Raw genomic sequence first — 16,394 nt, 5'->3', positions numbered from 1 at the left:
TCAGGACCCGACGGTCGTCTTCGGCTTCGACACCAGATCGCGCAACTGCGTCAGCCGTCGCCGGGCACCCCACTTGGTGACGCGCCACAGCGCCTCGCGCACGATGTTCCCGCTCATCTTCGACTGACCGATCTCCCGCTCCGTGAACGTGATCGGCACCTCCACCACCCGGTGGCCCAGCTCGATCACGCGCCACGCCAGGTCGATCTGGAAGCAGTAGCCCTGCGACGCCACCGTGTGCAGGTTCAGCTCGCGCAGCACGTCGGCGCGGAAGGCCCGGAACCCGCCGGTGATGTCCTTCTCCCGCGCTCCCAGCGCCAGCCGCGAGTACAGGTTGCCCACGCGCGAGATGAGCTGGCGGTGCACCGGCCAGTTCACCACGCTGCCACCGGGCACGTACCGCGAGCCGAGCACCAGCTCCGCGTCGTTCAGCGCGTCCAGCATCCGCGGCAGGTCCTCCGGCGCGTGCGACCCGTCCGCGTCCATCTCCACGACCACGCCGTAGCCGCGCTCCAGCGCCCAGCCGAAGCCCGCGACGTACGCCGCGCCCAGCCCCGCCTTCTCCGTGCGGTGCATCACGTGCACCCGCTCGTCGGCGGCGGCCATCTCGTCCGCCACGTCGCCGGTGCCGTCCGGGCTCCCGTCGTCCACCACGAGGGCGTGGACGTCGGGCAGCGCGACGTGCAGCCGCTTCACGATCGTCCCGATGTTGTCCCGCTCGTTGTAGGTCGGGATCACCACCAGCACCGGCCCGAGCTCGCGGTCAGGCTGCGCCTGCTGGTCCGTCATCCGTGTCCTCCTCGCCGACCGCCCTCGCTCGGGCGCCGGACGCGATCCTCGTCGTACCGGTCTCTTCTGCCGTTCTGACGCGCCTGCGACGCAGACCCGCGCCCGCTGCGAACACGAGCGCCAGAACTCCCGCCGCGGTCATCACCCGGTCGGGCCATGGTCCGAGGCGAGTGGCCAGCGTAGTCTCCCCGCGCAGCGGAAGGGTCGCGACCAGCGCATCAGGGGTGAACATCTCAGTCCTGCGGACGACCGACCCGTCCGGCCCCACGATCGCGCTGACCCCGCTCGTGGCCGCCACGACCACCGCCTTGCCGTGCTCCACCGCCCGCAACCGCGACATCGCCAGCTGCTGGTAGGTCATCTCCGTGTAGCCGAACGTGGCGTTGTTCGTCGGAATCGCGATCAGATCCGCGCCCGCCAGCACGCTGTCGCGCACCACGTCGTCGAACGCCACCTCGTAGCACGTGTCGATCGCGACCTTCGCCGCTCCCATCTGGAAGCCCTCCGGGTCGCTGCCCGGCTGGAAGTCGTTCGCCCGGTCCACCTGCGGGCTGAACGTCCGGAAGAACTCCCGGTACGGCATCGTCTCGCCGAAGGGCTGGAGCTGGCGCTTGGTGTACTCGTCGACCGGTCCCCGCTGCGGATCCCACAGCAGCACCGTGTTGCGCGGCAGCCCGTCCTCGCCGACCAGCACGGCGCCCACCGCGATCGGCACGCCGATCGCCCGCGCCGCCACGTCGATGCGCTCCGAGGCGTCCTGGTTGCGGTAGGGGTCGATGTCCGAGGAGTTCTCCGGCCAGATCACCAGGTCCGGCTGCGGCTCGCGCCCCGCCGCCACGTCGGCCGCCAGCTCCAGCGTCCGGTTCACGTGGTTGTCGAGGACGGCTCGCCGCTGCGCGTTGAAGTCCAGGCCCGCGCGGGGCACGTTGCCCTGGATCGCCGCCACGACGACCGTGCCGTCCGTGGGCGCGGTGTGCACCAGGCCGCTCGCCGCCAGCCCGGCGACCAGCGGCAGCACCGCGGCCACCGCGCCGGAGGCCACCGCGAGCAGGTGCGGACGGCGGTGCGGACCGCGTGCGACGGCGGCCAGCCCGAAGCCCGTCAGCGCCACCGCGAAGCCCACCAGCGGAGCTCCGCCGAGCGCGGCGAGCGGCAGGTACCAGCCCTCCGGCTGGCCGAACGCGAGCGACCCCCACGGGAACCCGCCGAACGGGAACACCCCGCGCAGCGCCTCGTCCGCCACCCACAGCAGCGCCATCCACAGCGGTGCGCCGCGCAGCCGCGACACCACGGCCATGCCCGTCGTGCCCAGCGAGACGAGCAGGGCGCACGCGAGGGCGAGCGGCAGCCACGCGATCAGCCCGACGAACTCGCCGGTCCAGCGCAGCAGCGGCACCGTGAACCCGAGCCCGAACAGCAGGCCGTAGCCGAACCCGGCGCGGGCGCGACGGTGGTGCAACACCCACCCGAGCAGCGCGAAGCCGAGGGGCGCGAGCCACCAGGCGGTGCGCGGCGGGAAGCTCAGGTAGACGAGGACACCGCCGCCGGCGGCGAGCACCGAGCGCAGCAGGAGGCCGCGCACGTCGCGGTGACGGGGTGCGGGCGGGGTGTCGGCGACCGGTTGTTCCGGTGCCACGGGAGTTGCGACCACTCGATGAGCGTACGAGTCGGACGTGAGGTGGCCGCATCGAGCCGGTCGGCGAACGGGAACTGGCTTCGGTCAACACTGAAGCTGTAGTGGTTTGCGAGGTGCGGGGCAGCGGTCCGGAGCTGTCCGCTCAGCTCGTCCTTCCGCCGATCAGGCCCGCGGGTCCGCGAGGCCGAGCGCGGCGCGCACGATCTCCAGCGCCTCTCCTGCGGGCATGCCCAGCTCCGCGGCGGTCGCGGCGTAGGAGCGCGCGGCGCTCAGCACCCGCTCCCTGCTCCGCTCCCCCGCCGCGCTGACGACCGTGCCCGCGCGACCGCGGGTCTCGACCAGGCCGGCCTCCTCCAGCTCGCGGTAGGCCCTGGCGACGGTGTTCACCGCGATGCCGAGGTCGGCGGCCAGCGCGCGGACGGTGGGCAGGCGGGTGCCCGCGGCGAGTTCGCGATCGACGATCCTCCGGGCGAACTGCGCGCGCACCTGCTCGTACGGCGGCACCGGCGAGTCGGCGTCCAGGGTGATCACGCGGACGATCCTCGCAGACGGGGGGCACTCCCCGCGCCCGGTGGCCCCGAGGCGGCGGCGCCGATCTCGGGGTGCAGGTCGGGGACGTCCCGGATGCGAGCACTCACCGGAACGCGGAGAGTGGAGGTATGACGATGACGAACTCGACGCTGAGCAGGCCCCGCCACAACCGCAGGATCGCCGGTGTGTGCGCCGGACTCGCCGAGCGCTGGGGAATGCGTCCCGGCACGGTGCGGCTGCTGTTCGTGCTGTCCTGCCTGCTGCCCGGTCCCCAGTTCGTGGCCTACCTCGTCCTGTGGGTGATGATGCCGTCCCGCTGACCGTCCGGGGGGGGAGAGGCGCGGGGGCTGCCGCGCCACCGCGTCACGGCCCCGCACCGCGGGAGGGCCGTGACGCGGCGCCGCCGTGTTCAGGCCGGGTTCGGGGCGACCACCGTGCCGGTGGCGCGGGTCACCACCAGCGGCGGGTCGAGCACGTCGGCCGCCGACGGTCCGCGCAGCGGCGCCGAGCGGCACACCACCCGCGCCTCGAAGGCGATCTCCCGCGACCGGTTGCCCACCCGCACCAGGGTCGCGGTCGCCTCGATCACGTCACCGGCGTGGACGGGCGCGATGAACTCCACCGAGCTGTACCCGGCGAACAGTCCCTCGTCGGCGTCGGTGTGGATCAGCAGCTCGGTGGCGACGTCGCCGAACAGGCCCAGCCCGTACGCCCCGTCCACCAGCGAGCCGCCGTAGTGGGCGTGCGAGTGCGGCACGTACCTCCGGTGCGTCACGGTGAACCCCTCGACCAGCGCTCCGCTCACGCGGCCACCCCTCTCCTCGTCCGGACCGCGTGCACGAGGTAGCTCGCCACCTCGCCGGGGGTCGTTCCCCGGCCGAACACGCGGTCGACCCCCAGTTCCCCGGCCATGAGGGGGTCGAAACGGGGACCGCCGGCCACCAGCAGCGGACGCCGGTCGCCCATCGCCTCGCGGAACGCCGCGGACATCTCCTGCGTGTTGAGCACGTGCGCGTCCCGCTGGGTCACGACCTGCGACACGAGGACCGCGTCGGCCTTCTCCGCGCGGGCGCTGCGCACGAGGTCGGGCACGGAGACCTGGGCGCCCAGGTTCACCACCCGCAGCTCCCGGTAGTACTCCAGGCCCTTCTCCCCCGCGAAGCCCTTGACGTTGAGGATCGCGTCGATGCCGACGGTGTGCGCGTCGGTGCCGATGCACCCGCCGACGACGACGAACTTCCGGCGCAGGAGCTTCTTCACGCTCGTGTTCACCTCGGCGGGCGACAGCAGCGGGTACTCCCGCTCCACGACGCGCACCTCGTCCAGGTCGACCAGGTGGCGCACCGAGCCGTAGACGACGAAGAACGTGAAGTCCTCGCCGATGGGGCTGGAGTGCACGACCATCGCCGGGTCGATGCCCATCCGGTTCGCGAGCTGCTGCGCCGCCCCGTCGGCGCGCGGGCCGTGCGGGATCGGCAGGGTGAACGACGTCTGGACCATGCCGTCGCCCGTGGTGTCGCCGTAGGGGCGCACGTACCTCTTGTCGCTCACGCTCCGGCCTCCAGCAGCTCCGCGGCCGGGTTGACGTAGTCCTCGGCCTTCTCCACCACGCCCTCGCTGCCCCTGCCGCGGTCGGCGGGACGCTTCATCAGCCCGAAGGTGCCGTCGGCGATGGCGTTGAGCAGCCCGTCGTCGACGATGCGCTCCAGCAGGTCCACGGCTTCGCCGAGCACCTGGTGCGCCCGCTTCACGATCAGGCCGTCCGGCGCGGGGCGGAAGTCCTCGGCCAGTCCACCGGCCGCGTTCAGCACGTAGCGCACGTTCTTCAGCGCCAGGTCGCGGTCGGCCAGCAGCGGTGTCACCACCGCCTCGGTCATCATGCCGACCAGCAGGATGCTCTGTCCGGTGAGGACCCCGGCGAGGTTGAAGAACCCGTCGAGCAGGTGGCCGCCGAACACGTCGCCGGTCATGTGCTTGGTCGGCGGCATCCACTTCAGCGGCGCGTCGGGGAACAGCTCGCGGGCCAGCAGCGCGTGCGCCAGCTCCAGCCGGAACGAGTCGGGCAGCGCCGGGTTGATCTCGAAGGCGTGCCCCAGGCCCAGCAGCGCGTCCGGCAGTCCTGCCTCGTGCGCGAAGTGCTCGTTGAGCAGCTGCGACACGGTCACGGTGTGCGCGGCGTCCACCGCGTCGGCCGTGGTGAGGTAGTTGTCCTCGCCGGTGTTGATGATGATGCCGGCGCGGGCGTGCACCTGGCGGGAGAACCGCTGGTCCACGAACGTGCGGATCGGGTTGATGTCGCGGAACAGGATGCCGTACATGGAGTCGTTGAGCATCATGTCGAGCCGCTGGAGTCCACCGAGGACGGCGATCTCCGGCATGCACAGCCCGGAGGCGTAGTTCGTCAGCCGCACGTAGCGGCCGACCTCCTTGGACACGCCGTCCAGCGCGGCCCGCATGATGCGGAAGTTCTCCTGCGTGGCGTAGGTGCCAGCGAACCCGTGGTGCGTGGCGCCCTCGGGGACGTAGTCCAGCAGGGACTGGCCGGTGGAGCGGATCACGGCGATGACGTCGGCCCCGGCGCGGGCGGCGTTGCATGCCTGCACCACGTCCTCGTCGATGTCGCCGGTGGCGACGATCAGGTAGATCCACGGTCGCTGCGGCGGGTCGCCGAGCCTGGCGACGAGCCGGTCGCGCTGGGCGCGGTTGCGGTCCACGGTCCGCACGCCCCTCGCCACGGCGGTGCGCGCGGCCCGCTCGGCGCGGTCGCGGTCCCGGCCGGTGGGCAGGACGTAGCGGACCTGTCCCGCGGCGGTGGCCTCGGCCAGCTCGGTGAGCGAGCCGAAGCCGCCGCCGCGCAGCGCGTGGAACGCGGGCAGCGCCACGCCGTGCTCCAGGCCGCAGTGCTCCCGCACGGTGTCGACCACGCGGTTGACCCAGGGCACGTCCCCCGCGCGGTGGGTGGAGTCGGCGCCGGTGATGCCGGCCAGTCTCAGGGTCGCCCGCTCGACCGCGACGGTCGTGTGCGCCTTCGCGATCGACACCACCGGTTCGGCCGCGCGCGCCGCCAGCCGTCTCGCCCTCGCGACGACGGCGGGATCGAGGTCGAGCAACCCCATGCTCACTCCCTTGAGAAGACGGTCTCCCCGCGCAGGACCGTGCGCAGGCAGGTCGGCAGTGCCGAGTCGGGCTCCAGCGGCGGCAGGCCGGGAACGCCGGAGCGCGGGTCGGTGGACCAGCGCTGCACGCGCGAGTCCGACGCGGCGACGACGAGGTCGTCGGCCTCCCACACGGCGTAGGTGGCGGGCGCTCCGGGCTGGAGCGTGCCGGTGAGCCCGTCGTTCACCCCGGCCGCGCGCCAGCCGCCGCGGGTGTGGGCGGTGAAGGCGGCGCGCGGCGACAGCCCGGAGCCGGGGGTGCGGTGGTGCACGGCGGCGCGCACGGCGGCCCACGGGTCGACCGGCGTGACGGGCGCGTCGGAGCCCAGAGCGAGCAGCACACCGGCCGAGGCGAGCTGGGCGAACGGGTTGAGCGCGGTGCCGCGCTCGACGCCCAGCCGCTGCGCGTACATGCCCGCGCTCCCGCCCCACTCGGCGTCGAACAGCGGCTGCACGGACGCGACGACGCCCCACGCGGCCAGGCGGGCCGCCTGCTCGGCGGAGACCATCTCCAGGTGCTCCAGCCGGTGCTTGGCGGAGGCCAGCGCCGGTGCGCCGAGGGTCTTCTCGGCGAGCGCGAAGCCCTCGACGACGGCCGTGACGGCGGCGTCGCCGATGACGTGGAACCCGGCCTGCAACCCGGCGCCGGTGCACTCCACCAGGTGCGCGGCGACGGCCTCCGCGTCGAGGTAGAGCGCGCCGGAGGTGTCGGCGTCGGCGTAGGGCGAGCACAGGGCGGCCGTGCGGGAGCCCAGCGCGCCGTCCACGAACAGGTCACCGGCGAGGCCGCGCGCGCCGAGGCGGCGGGCGGTCTCCACGGCGCCCGTCTCGCCCCAGTAGGCGACGACCTCGGGACCGCCGGTCAGGGCGAGCAGGTCGGCCAGGTCGTCCGCGCCGGAGATGTCGGGACCGGCGCACTCGTGCACCGAGGCGACGCCGCGGCTCGCGGCGTGGTCCAGGAACGCCCGCTGCGCCGCGCGCCGCCGCTCGGGCGTGACGGAGTCCTTGGCCGCCCCGCGCACGTGGTGGTGCGCGGCCCGGCTGAGCGGTCCCTGCTCCGACCAGCCGTCCGCGGTGCGCGCGCCCGGCGCGAGGTCCACCAGCGCGCTGGACACGAGGGCGGAGTGCACGTCGACGCGCGACAGGTAGACGGGGACGCCCCCGGCGGCCTCGTCCACCTCGGCGCGCGACGGCGGTCGTCCCTCGGGCCAGCGGGTCTCGTCCCAGCCGTGGCCCCACACGAGTCCACCGTGCACGGCGTGCTCCCGCACGGCGCGCAGGCACTCCCCCAGCGAGGCGCAGCGCGTCAGGTCGAGGCCGGTGAGCAGCAGCCCGGCGGACGTGGCGTGCACGTGGGCGTCGACGAAGGCGGGGGCGACGAACGCGCCCCGCAGGTCGACGATCTCGGCGTCGGGGTGCAGCGCCCGGCCGACGGAGTCCTGTCCGACCCAGACGACCACGCCGTCGGTGACGGCCATCGCGGTGGCACCTGAGGAGGAGTGGACGCGGCCGCCCAGCAGCAGTTCGGTCTTCACGAGCGGTCAGTCTGCCCGTGTTCGAACAGGGCGCGCACACCCGGTTCGGTGCGCAGCAGGTCGAGGGCGAACTCCGCGTGACCGGGCACGTAGCCGTTGCCCACCAGCATCTCCACGTCGGCCGCCAGCCCCTCGGCGCCCAGCGCGGCGGCGGAGAACGAGGTCGCCATGGAGAAGAAGACCACCGTGCCGCCGTCGGACGTGGCGAGGATCGCACCGTGCTCGCAGCCGGGCACGTCCACGCAGACGACCGTGACGTCCGCGGGCTCGCCGACGGCGTCGGCGACGGCGACCGGGTCGCGCGCGTCGGCGATCACGACCTCGTCGGCCAGCCCGGCGGCGCGCACGCGGGCGGCCTCCCGCTCGGTGGGCACGAGCGCGACGGTCCTGCTCGCTCCGGCACGGCGGGCGGCGGCCAGCGACAGCGAGCCGGACTTGCCCCCGCCGCCGAGCACGAGCACCGAGGGAGTCGCCCTGCGGCGCACGACGCGGTCGGTGAGGGCGGGTGCGCCGCAGACGTCCAGCACGGACAGCGCCAGCTCGTGCGGCAGGTCGTCGGGCAGGACGGCGGCGACGGAGCGTCCGAAGAGGACGGCCGTGCCCGTGCACGGGACCTGCTCGCCCCGGCCGTCCCAGTCGCGCAGGTCGTCGGTGATGCGCAGCGGCGTGAGGGTGAGGGAGACCAGCGTGGCGATCCGGTCCCCCGGCCGCAGGCCGAGCGGGGACTCGGGGCCGACCTCGCGGACGGTGCCGAGCAGCATTCCGCCGGAGCCGGTGACGGGGTTCTGCATCTTGCCGCGCCGCCGCACGATCGCGAGGACGGCCTCGCGCACGGCCGCGCCCTCGCCGTGCTGCTCGCGCAGCTGGCGGAAGGACGCGGCGTCGAGGTTGAGGCGTTCGACGTCGACGACGACCTCGTCCCGGTGCGGCCGCGGGTCCGCGTCCAGCCGCTCGGCCTGCTGCGGGAGCACCCCGGCCGGAGCGAGGACGCGGTGCAGACCGTACGGAGAGGACATGTGGAAATCCTTCGGTCGACGCGGCGATGTCGTGAACATGTTCACGCGCGACCGGAGACGGGCGCAAGTATTGATTGTTCAGCGCGAGCGCGCGTAGCGGGCCGGACTCGTGCCCAGCAACCGGGCGAAGTGCCGCGTCAGGTGGGACTGGTCGTAGAAGCCGACCTCGGTGGCGACCTCGGCGGGGCGCTGCCCGGCCAGCAGGAGGCGACGGGCCGCGTCGAGCCTGCGGCCGGTCAGGTAGCGGTGCGGCGGGATGCCGAACTCGGCGGTGAACGCGCGCACCAGGTGCGCGGGGTGGGCGTGCAGCAGCGCCGCCGCCTCGTCCAGGGCCAGTCCGTCGCGCACCCGCTCGTCCAGCAGGTCGCGCAGCCGCGCCGCCAGACCGGGCACTCCGCGCGGCGGCGGTTCACCCGCCCGGCGCAGCAGGTGCGCGCGGACCCGGTCGGCGACGAGGGCGAGACGGCTCTCCGCCTCCAGCTCCTCCCCGGCGTGCTCCAGCACGCCGTGCAACTGGTGCACGCGGCGGCGCAGCACCGGGTCGGGCAGGCCGGGCCGGTCCACGGCGGCGCCCACCAGGTCCTCGCCGAGCACCGAGGTGTCCAGGTAGACGACGCGCTTGCGGAAGCCGTCCGGCGTGGCGGCCCGGCCGTCGTGCGGCACGTGCGGCGGCAGGACCGTGACGGCGGGCCGCAGCGCGCCGTGGTGGTGCCGCTCCAGGTCGTAGGTGATCGCGCCGTCGTCGACCAGCAGCAGCGTCCACGCGTCGTGGGTGTGCGCCGGGTAGGCGTGGTCGGTGAAACGGGCGTGCAGGACCTCCACGACGCCGCTGACGTCGGGCTTCCACGCGGCGATCTCGGGCCGGCCCACGTGAAGAACGTACAAGACCCGAGCGGCCGGACGGGGCACGCTCACAGACGTGGAGTTCGAGAACGAGCAGGTCAGGTTCGACACGAAGATCGCCGTGCTGATCCGGGACGACCTGCAGACGTGGCAGCGGTTGAACGTGACGGCGTTCCTGGTCAGCGGCATCGCGGGCACGAAGCCCGAACTGCTGGGCGAGGACTACGCCGACGCGGACGGCACCGCCTACCTGCCGATGTTCGGGCAGCCGGTGGTGGTGCTGGAGGGGTCGAAGGAGGTCCTCAGCAGCGCGCACACCCGCGCTCTGAGTCGCGGCACGGCGCTGTCGGTGTTCACCGAGGACCTGTTCGGCACCGGTCACGACCGGGCCAACCGCGCGGCCGTGGCCGCGGTCCCGCGCGACCAGCTCGCCCTGGTCGGGCTGGCCCTGCACGGTCCCCGCAACGCGGTGGACAAGATCCTCAAGGGCGCTCGCATGCACCCCTGACCGGCGGCGCGACACCGGACGGCCCCGCGGCTCGCCGCGGGGCCGTCCGCGCGCGTCAGTGCTGGGAGCCGGGCAGCTGCCGCTGGTCGACGACGATCACCTCGGTCGGCCGCACGACCACCTCGCCGTCGACGACACCGCTCGTGGCACCGAAGCGCTGCCGGTGGCGCAGCGCGTCGGCGTTGCGCTGCGAGGAGCGCGCCATGCGGCGGCTGACCAACCGGCGGGTGGGCGGGAAGAGCAGGAACAGCGCGAGGACGTCGCTGAGGAAGCCGGGCAGCGCGACCAGGACACCGGCGGCGACGATCAGCACGCCGTCGGCGACCTCCTGGTGCGGCTCGCGGCGGTTGCGCACGGTTTCGGAGAAGGACCGGAGCGTGCGGGAACCCTCGCTGCGCAGCAGTGCGGAGCCCACCACCGCCCCCAGGATCAGCAGGCCGACCGTGGCGAGCAGACCGATCGACTGGCCGACGGACACCAGGACGGCGATCTCCAGGATCATGCCGACGACCAGGACAACGAAGACACCCATGCCCGGACAACGGACGAACCCCTCGAAACACTCCCGCGCCGAAATATTTACGTCCAAGTCGCCATCTGGCAGCATATCTTCAGGGCAACCTACCGGCAGGGAGTACGGATGACTGTGCTGTCCGAGGTCACACCCGCTACCGAGACGCTGGGCCGGGCCACGCGCCAGCCGTACGAGTACGTGCGCGGAGAGCTGGTCGAACCGGACTGGCGCCGCTTCCCCGGCTGGCGCGACGTGACCGAGGCGCAGTGGCGGGACCCGCAGTGGCAGCGCGTGCACTGCGTGAAGAACGTCAAGCAGCTCCGCGCCCTGGTGGGCGACCTGCTGACCGAGCGGTTCTACGACGAGCTGGCCGCCGACCAGGAGCAGCTGGCCACGATGTCGATGCTCGTCCCGCCGCAGATGCTCAACACGATGGTGCCCGCGGCCGATCTGCGTCCCGAGGCGTTCACCGAGGCGTTCTTCGCCGACCCGATCCGCCGCTACATGCTGCCGGTGCACGCCGACCGCGACCCGGTGTGGCCGAGCCACCCGCACTCGTCGCGGGACTCGCTGCACGAGGCGGAGATGTGGGTCGTGGAGGGGTTGACCCACCGCTACCCGACCAAGGTGCTGGCCGAGCTGGTGTCGACGTGCCCCCAGTACTGCGGGCACTGCACCAGGATGGACCTGGTCGGCAACTCCACGCCCCAGGTGCAGAAGCTGAAGCTGGCGCTGAAACCGGTGGACCGGCAGGACCGGATGATCGACTACCTGAAGCGCACCCCCGGCGTGCGCGACGTGGTGGTCTCCGGCGGCGACGTGGCGAACGTGCCGTGGCCGCAGCTGGAGTCGTTCCTGATGCGGGTGCTCGACGTCGAGACGGTCCGCGACGTGCGCCTGGCGACCAAGGCCCTCGCCGGCCTGCCGCAGCACTGGCTCCAGCCGAGGGTCGTCGAGGGTCTGGAGCGGGTGGCCCGCACGGCGGCCAGGCGCGGCGTGAACCTCGCGATCCACACCCACGTCAACCACGTGCAGTCGGTGACGCCGCTGGTCGCGGAGGCGGCGCGCACGGCGCTGGAGGTGGGCGTGCGCGACGTGCGCAACCAGGGCGTGCTGATGCGCGGGGTGAACGCGACGCAGAACGACCTGCTGGACCTGTGCTTCGCGCTACAGGGCGAGGCCAACGTGCTGCCCTACTACTTCTACCTGTGCGACATGATCCCCAACGCCGAGCACTGGCGCGTGGCGGTGTGGGAGGCCCAGGAGCTCCAGCACGCGATCATGGGCTACCTGCCCGGCTACGCCACCCCGCGCATCGTCTGCGACGTCCCCTACGTCGGCAAGCGCTGGGTCCACCAGCTCGCCGACTACGACCGCGAGCTGGGCGTGTCCTACTGGACCAAGAACTACCGCACCGGCATCGAACTCACCGACCCCGACGCCCTGGACCGCCGCTACCCGTACTACGACCCGATCTCCACCCTCCCCGAGGCCGGCCAGCGCCACTGGGCCGGACAGGCGTGACCCGGCCACCAGCGCGCCGCCGTGCGCGGGCGGCGTCGCCGTCCCTCCACCGGTGAACAGGCTCCCCACCTGGACCTCGGCGAACACGGTCAGCAGTGCTCGGCGGCAAGGGTCATACCCGTCGCGGCAGACGTGATCACGACCGAAGGCCCTGGTCAGAGCGGGTGGGAAGGGCTTCCTGCGCATCTCGCGCTTGCGGACGAGCCCGGTCGCGGCGGTGGCGTGCGACCGCCGCGACCGGGCTCCTCGTCCGGACGGCTCAACGGGTGAGCGACACGCGGGCGAAGTCGACCGGCACGTCGAGCGCCACGTTGATGTAGTTGGTGAACACGTTCAACGCGACGTGCGCGACCGTCTCGACGATCTCCTCCTGGGTCAGCCCGGCGTCGCGCGCGGCCTGCACGTCGGAGTCGGCGATCTGGCCGCGCTTCTCGACCAGGGTGGTGGCGAACGTCAGCACGGCGGCCGTGCGCGGGTCGTCCGACCTGCCGCTCTGCGCGTTGCTCATCTGCTCGGCCGTGGCACCGGCCTTCTTGCCGAGCACGGTGTGCGCGGAGAGGCAGTAGTCGCACCGGTTCTGGTCGGCGACGGCCACGGCGATCATCTCACCGGTCTTGGCGCCGAGCGCGCCGTTGCCGAGCGCGCCGAACTGGGCCCACATGCTCCGCAGCGCGGCCGGCGAGTGGGCGACGGCCTTGAACATGTTCGGCACCAGGCCGAAGGCGCCCTTGATCTGCGCGAGGGTCTCGGCGCGCTCGTCGGTGATCTGGTCGGGGCTGGTGAGCTCGATGCGGGACATGGTCGTTCTGCTCCTCGATGGTGATGGGGTGTGTCGGATCTGGGGTGCCGGCCGCGGGGAGCGGCTCCGCGTCGGGCGGTGCCGTGCTGGCGACCGGGTCGGGCAGCCGTACCGGGCGGTGCCGCGCCGGGAAACCCGCGGCAGCGAGCAGCGGTACGGCCCGACCGTGCGGATCAGGTGCAGGTGCCGTCGATCGTGCAGGCGGACGGCGGCACCACGCCGTCGAGCAGCGTCGTCACGGCCGAGGCCAGCGTCATGTCGTCGACGGGGCCGAGCTTCTGGGCGCGCAGCATGCCGTCGCGGTCGACGAGGACCGTGGTGGGCGTGCCCCGCATGCGGTAGCGGCTGAACGTGACCGGGGCCGGGTGCTCGCCGCCCACCGCGTCGACGCCGACCGGGAAGGTGATGCGGTACTCGTGCAGGAACGCCTTGAGGCTCACCGGGGTCATCGCCTCGTGGTGCTCGAACACCGTGTGCAGACCGACGACGGCCACCTCGTCGCCGAACGTCCTGGACAGCCGCACGGCCTGCGGCAGGGCGTGGCTCACGCAGCTGGGGCACAGCATCTGGAACGCCTCCAGCACCACCACGCGTCCGCGCAGCTGGGCCAGGTCCAACGGGTCGCCGTTGAACCACGCCGTCGTCTCCCAGGGCATCGCCGGCGACAGCACATCGCTCGACGGGGACACGAGCAGGGTCACGACGTCACCACGCCCGTCCGGCGTAGGGCTGCGACCACAGCGCGACCTGGAGGGTGACCGCCTTGAACCAGGCCTGGTGCATGGCGTCCACCTGCTCCTCGTCGTGCCCGGCGGCGGCCAGGAACGGGCGGATCGTCGCGGTGATGGGGTGGATGAACGCGATGACGTGGCGCAGCGGGATGTGCGGCACCGAGTCGGCGCGGTCGGTCCGGTTCTTCTTCGGCGCGGTGTGCCGCAGCGCGATCTCCTGCTGGTAGGCCAGCCAGCGCTCGTCATACGGGCGGGTGCACGTGTCGACGATCCACCGGCCGAAGCGGGCGCGGACCCGTGCGAGGTAGTCGCCGATCGGCTCGCCGTCCGGGGTGGAGAAGTAGGCCACGAGGTGCGGGTGCGAGCCGACGAATCCGTACCAGACGTCGAGGATCTGGTCGATCTGTCCACCGAGGACCTCACCGGCCGTGCGCAACGCCTCCTGGTCCGCCGGTCCGAAGAGGACGCTCGCCAGCAGTCCGTCGAGGTCGGCACGGGTGACCGGCGACGGCGCGAGGTCCGGGTCGTCGTGGGTGTAGCCGGGTGGTGGCTGTTCGGGAGACGTCATGTCGCTTCCTTCGAGATCGAAGAGGACTGTCGGGCCGCCGGTGGAACTCCTCGGCGAGGTGAGCACCAGTCTGCCACAAACTAGGTAGGACTCCTACTAACTTTTGCTCCGGGTGACCCACGTCTCAGCGCGGGAAGCACGTACCATCACCGTGAGAAGTCCTTACTCGCGAGGCGGACCGCATGACTGACACCGAGGGCACGGCCGGTCTCGACCGCCGGCTGGCCGACGCGCTCGAGCGGCTCGGGCACGGCATGCGATCGCTGGCGCAGCGCACGGCGCGGGAGCACGGGCTGTCGCCGTTGCAGCAGCAGGCGGTGCTGGCCCTGGCGCAGCACCCGCGAACCCGTCACGAGGTGGCGGCGCTGGCCGCGGAGTTCGACGTGACCACGCCGACGATGTCCGACGCGGTGACGGCGCTGGAGCGCAAGGGACTCGTGACGCGCTCCCCCGGCACGGACGGCCGCCGGCGGGTGCTGTCGCTGACCGTCACGGGAGAAGGAGCCGCACGTGGACTGTCCTCGTGGGACGATCCGCTGACGGACGCGCTCGCCGGGATCTCGGAAGCCGACCGCGCGACGACGCTGCACACCCTCCTCCGGGTCGTCGCGGACCTGCACCGCTCGGGCGTGGTGGGCGTGACGCACACGTGCACGACGTGCCGCTTCTTCGGCCGCGACGAGCACCCCGACCCGGCGGTGCCGCACCACTGCCACCTGCTGCGCACGCCGTTGCCGTTGGCCGGCCTGAGGACCGACTGCCCCGAACACGAACCGGCGGACGCGCCGGCGGGCCGGCGGAAGCGCACGCCCGCCGTGTGAGGCCGCTCAGCCGCGCAGGCGCGCGGTCTGGTCCTCGAGATGCCCGTCGGAGCGGCGGCGCAGCAGCTTCACCCACGACTCGGGCAGCACGTCCGCGTGCCGCAGCAGGTGCCGCGCGGCGGCGGTGTCGTCGCGGTCGATGTTCACCACCCGGTGCACCTCGGCCGCGGTGATCCCGTGCAGGGGCTCGCGGACGAGGACGAGCGGGTCGCCCGAGCCGAGGCGCCCCGGTGTCAGCACCCGGCAGTAGATCCCCGTGCGCCCCGTCCGCTGGGTCCGCACGGCCAGGTCCTCGACGTCGTGGTGCGCGGCGAGCCTGAAGCAGGGCCGGCGCGGCTGGCTCACCTGCAGCAGCACCGTTCCCACGGCGTAGACGGCGCCGATCAGCACGTCGCTCTCCAGCAGCCCCGACGTGGTGAGGTTCTCGCCGAACGCGGGCGTGGCGAGCTCACCGACCTCCTGCGCCCAGGCCGCGTAGTGCTCGACCGGGTGGAGCAGGACCGCCTTGTCCGGCCCGCCGTGGTGCACGCGGTCGCCCTGCTCGTCCCCGGCCAGCCCGAGCACCCCGACGTCCACGCGTCCCAGCACCGGCGTCTTCGCGATCGCCGTGGACACGGCGCGCCCGCGCCACGAAAACTGCCGCACGGCACCGGTGGACACGGTGACCACGCGCGCGTCGCTCATCGAGCCTCCTCCACAGCGGCGGCGGCGAAAGCCGCCCACCGTTCGAGCACCCGCACACCCGCGGACTCGACCACGTCGATCTCGGCCGGGGCGATCTTCCTGTCGGCGGGCAGGTACGGCGCGACCTCCGGCAGCTCCTGCGAGCCGATCTCGACGTGGAACTGCAACCCGTACGCCGTTCCCACCCGGAACGCCTGGTGCGCGTAGAGATCGGACCGCGCGAGCAGCTCCGCCCCCTCCGGCAGGTCGAACGTGTCCTCGTGCCAGTGCACCACGGGAATCCGCGATCCCGGCGGCGAGAACACCGGGTCGTCGGCCGAGGTGATCTCCACCGCGCCCGCACCGATCTCCGCGACCGGGCCGCGGCGCACGGTCGCTCCCAGCGCGGCGGCGAGCAGCTGCGAGCCGAGGCAGACGCCGAGGACCGGTTTGCCGAGTCGGACGCAGTCCGCGATCAGGCTCCGCACCCGGGCCAAGTGCGGGTGCTCGTGGTCGTCGAGCGCCCCCATCGGCCCGCCCATCACGACGAGCACGTCGAGCTGCGAGGCGGTGGGCAGCGCGTCGCCGAGGTCGGCACGCACCACGGACACCGTGCTCCCCACGGCGAACAGCGCCGGCGTGATGAGCCCCGGCCCTTCGAACGCAACGTGCTGGACGACCACCGAGCGCACGGACGACCTCGTTTCCTTGAACCGGTCCGGACTACTTGCCCGAGCGCGTCCAGCATGCCAGAGTATTCC

The 16,394-nt window shown here is 73.0% G+C and carries 19 protein-coding genes; 4 read left to right on the top strand and 15 right to left on the bottom strand.

The annotated features are described in order from the left end of the window. The 3 genes from IMZ35_RS16940 to IMZ35_RS16930 all read right to left on the bottom strand — a co-directional run bounded on the left by IMZ35_RS16940 (position 1) and on the right by IMZ35_RS16930 (position 2,956). On the bottom strand, positions 1 to 789 hold the full coding sequence (locus tag IMZ35_RS16940; RefSeq protein ID WP_199442065.1) for a polyprenol monophosphomannose synthase: 789 nt from the start codon (positions 787 to 789) through the stop codon (positions 1 to 3). Further along, complete coding sequence (gene lnt, locus IMZ35_RS16935) at positions 764 to 2,440, bottom strand: apolipoprotein N-acyltransferase (protein ID WP_307868257.1); 1,677 nt, start codon at positions 2,438 to 2,440, stop codon at positions 764 to 766. The genes IMZ35_RS16940 and lnt overlap by 26 nt, the downstream gene beginning before the upstream one ends. Positions 2,441 to 2,587: 147 nt before the next feature. Next, a complete protein-coding gene (locus tag IMZ35_RS16930; RefSeq protein ID WP_199442064.1) occupies positions 2,588 to 2,956 on the bottom strand; it encodes a GntR family transcriptional regulator in 369 nt (122 codons plus the stop codon). A gap of 134 nt (positions 2,957 to 3,090) precedes the next feature. Here IMZ35_RS16930 and IMZ35_RS16925 point away from each other — a divergent pair, with 134 nt between their 5' ends. Beyond that, entirely contained in the window at positions 3,091 to 3,276 is a 186-nt protein-coding gene (locus IMZ35_RS16925; protein ID WP_199442063.1) for a PspC domain-containing protein, read from the top strand. Between the two features lie 89 nt (positions 3,277 to 3,365). Here IMZ35_RS16925 and kal read toward each other — a convergent pair whose 3' ends face one another. From kal to IMZ35_RS16895, 6 genes are all read right to left on the bottom strand, one after another. Further along, positions 3,366 to 3,761, bottom strand: a complete 396-nt coding sequence (kal, locus tag IMZ35_RS16920) for a 3-aminobutyryl-CoA ammonia lyase (RefSeq protein ID WP_199442062.1) — start codon at positions 3,759 to 3,761, stop codon at positions 3,366 to 3,368. After that, positions 3,758 to 4,507, bottom strand: coding sequence for a lysine 5,6-aminomutase subunit beta (gene kamE, locus IMZ35_RS31780; protein WP_307868256.1), 750 nt, complete (start codon positions 4,505 to 4,507; stop codon positions 3,758 to 3,760). Before kamE ends, kal begins: the two co-directional genes overlap by 4 nt. Beyond that, positions 4,504 to 6,072 carry a lysine 5,6-aminomutase subunit alpha gene (gene kamD, locus IMZ35_RS16910; protein WP_199442061.1) on the bottom strand — a complete coding sequence of 523 codons (1,569 nt, stop codon included), beginning with the start codon at positions 6,070 to 6,072 and terminating at the stop codon, positions 4,504 to 4,506. Before kamD ends, kamE begins: the two co-directional genes overlap by 4 nt. A gap of 2 nt (positions 6,073 to 6,074) precedes the next feature. Then, on the bottom strand, positions 6,075 to 7,589 hold the full coding sequence (locus IMZ35_RS16905) for an amidohydrolase (protein WP_199442242.1): 1,515 nt from the start codon (positions 7,587 to 7,589) through the stop codon (positions 6,075 to 6,077). Between the two features lie 53 nt (positions 7,590 to 7,642). Continuing rightward, entirely contained in the window at positions 7,643 to 8,662 is a 1,020-nt protein-coding gene (gene kdd, locus IMZ35_RS16900) for an L-erythro-3,5-diaminohexanoate dehydrogenase (RefSeq protein ID WP_199442060.1), read from the bottom strand. A gap of 78 nt (positions 8,663 to 8,740) precedes the next feature. Continuing rightward, positions 8,741 to 9,532, bottom strand: a complete 792-nt coding sequence (locus tag IMZ35_RS16895; RefSeq protein WP_307868254.1) for an AraC family transcriptional regulator — start codon at positions 9,530 to 9,532, stop codon at positions 8,741 to 8,743. A gap of 49 nt (positions 9,533 to 9,581) precedes the next feature. Here IMZ35_RS16895 and IMZ35_RS16890 point away from each other — a divergent pair, with 49 nt between their 5' ends. After that, positions 9,582 to 10,013 (top strand): DUF2000 family protein, encoded by a 432-nt coding sequence (locus IMZ35_RS16890; RefSeq protein WP_307868252.1) that lies wholly within the window; start codon positions 9,582 to 9,584, stop codon positions 10,011 to 10,013. Positions 10,014 to 10,068: 55 nt separating this feature from the next. Here the strand turns inward: IMZ35_RS16890 and IMZ35_RS16885 are convergent, their stop codons facing one another. Continuing rightward, the gene (locus IMZ35_RS16885; RefSeq protein ID WP_199442057.1) at positions 10,069 to 10,545 is read right to left on the bottom strand and encodes an FxsA family protein; all 477 of its coding nucleotides are present in this window, start codon (positions 10,543 to 10,545) and stop codon (positions 10,069 to 10,071) included. A gap of 108 nt (positions 10,546 to 10,653) precedes the next feature. Here IMZ35_RS16885 and IMZ35_RS16880 point away from each other — a divergent pair, with 108 nt between their 5' ends. Then, entirely contained in the window at positions 10,654 to 12,051 is a 1,398-nt protein-coding gene (locus IMZ35_RS16880; RefSeq protein ID WP_199442056.1) for a KamA family radical SAM protein, read from the top strand. A 259-nt stretch (positions 12,052 to 12,310) separates the two neighbouring features. On the opposite strand, the gene IMZ35_RS16875 is transcribed toward IMZ35_RS16880, so the two are convergent. The 3 genes from IMZ35_RS16875 to IMZ35_RS16865 form a co-directional block, all read right to left on the bottom strand. After that, the gene (locus IMZ35_RS16875) at positions 12,311 to 12,850 is read right to left on the bottom strand and encodes a carboxymuconolactone decarboxylase family protein (protein WP_199442055.1); all 540 of its coding nucleotides are present in this window, start codon (positions 12,848 to 12,850) and stop codon (positions 12,311 to 12,313) included. A 173-nt stretch (positions 12,851 to 13,023) separates the two neighbouring features. After that, positions 13,024 to 13,551, bottom strand: coding sequence for a TlpA disulfide reductase family protein (locus IMZ35_RS16870; protein WP_199442054.1), 528 nt, complete (start codon positions 13,549 to 13,551; stop codon positions 13,024 to 13,026). 4 nt (positions 13,552 to 13,555) lie between these two features. Beyond that, entirely contained in the window at positions 13,556 to 14,149 is a 594-nt protein-coding gene (locus tag IMZ35_RS16865; RefSeq protein ID WP_199442053.1) for a protoglobin domain-containing protein, read from the bottom strand. A gap of 182 nt (positions 14,150 to 14,331) precedes the next feature. On the opposite strand from IMZ35_RS16865, the gene IMZ35_RS16860 reads away from it, so the two are divergent. Then, the gene (locus IMZ35_RS16860; RefSeq protein ID WP_199442052.1) at positions 14,332 to 14,970 is read left to right on the top strand and encodes a MarR family winged helix-turn-helix transcriptional regulator; all 639 of its coding nucleotides are present in this window, start codon (positions 14,332 to 14,334) and stop codon (positions 14,968 to 14,970) included. A 6-nt stretch (positions 14,971 to 14,976) separates the two neighbouring features. Here IMZ35_RS16860 and IMZ35_RS16855 read toward each other — a convergent pair whose 3' ends face one another. Together IMZ35_RS16855 and IMZ35_RS16850 are read right to left on the bottom strand one after the other, a co-directional pair. Beyond that, complete coding sequence (locus IMZ35_RS16855; protein WP_199442051.1) at positions 14,977 to 15,654, bottom strand: MOSC domain-containing protein; 678 nt, start codon at positions 15,652 to 15,654, stop codon at positions 14,977 to 14,979. Beyond that, complete coding sequence (locus tag IMZ35_RS16850; RefSeq protein WP_368857017.1) at positions 15,651 to 16,316, bottom strand: type 1 glutamine amidotransferase; 666 nt, start codon at positions 16,314 to 16,316, stop codon at positions 15,651 to 15,653. The genes IMZ35_RS16855 and IMZ35_RS16850 overlap by 4 nt, the downstream gene beginning before the upstream one ends. Positions 16,317 to 16,394 lie beyond the last annotated feature (78 nt).

This window comes from Umezawaea beigongshangensis, assembly GCF_016464305.1.
In the GTDB taxonomy this organism is placed as follows: Bacteria; Actinomycetota; Actinomycetes; order Mycobacteriales; family Pseudonocardiaceae; genus Umezawaea_A; species Umezawaea_A beigongshangensis.
Note: the sequence above shows the minus strand (reverse complement) of the source record. Positions and strands in the feature narration are given on the sequence as shown.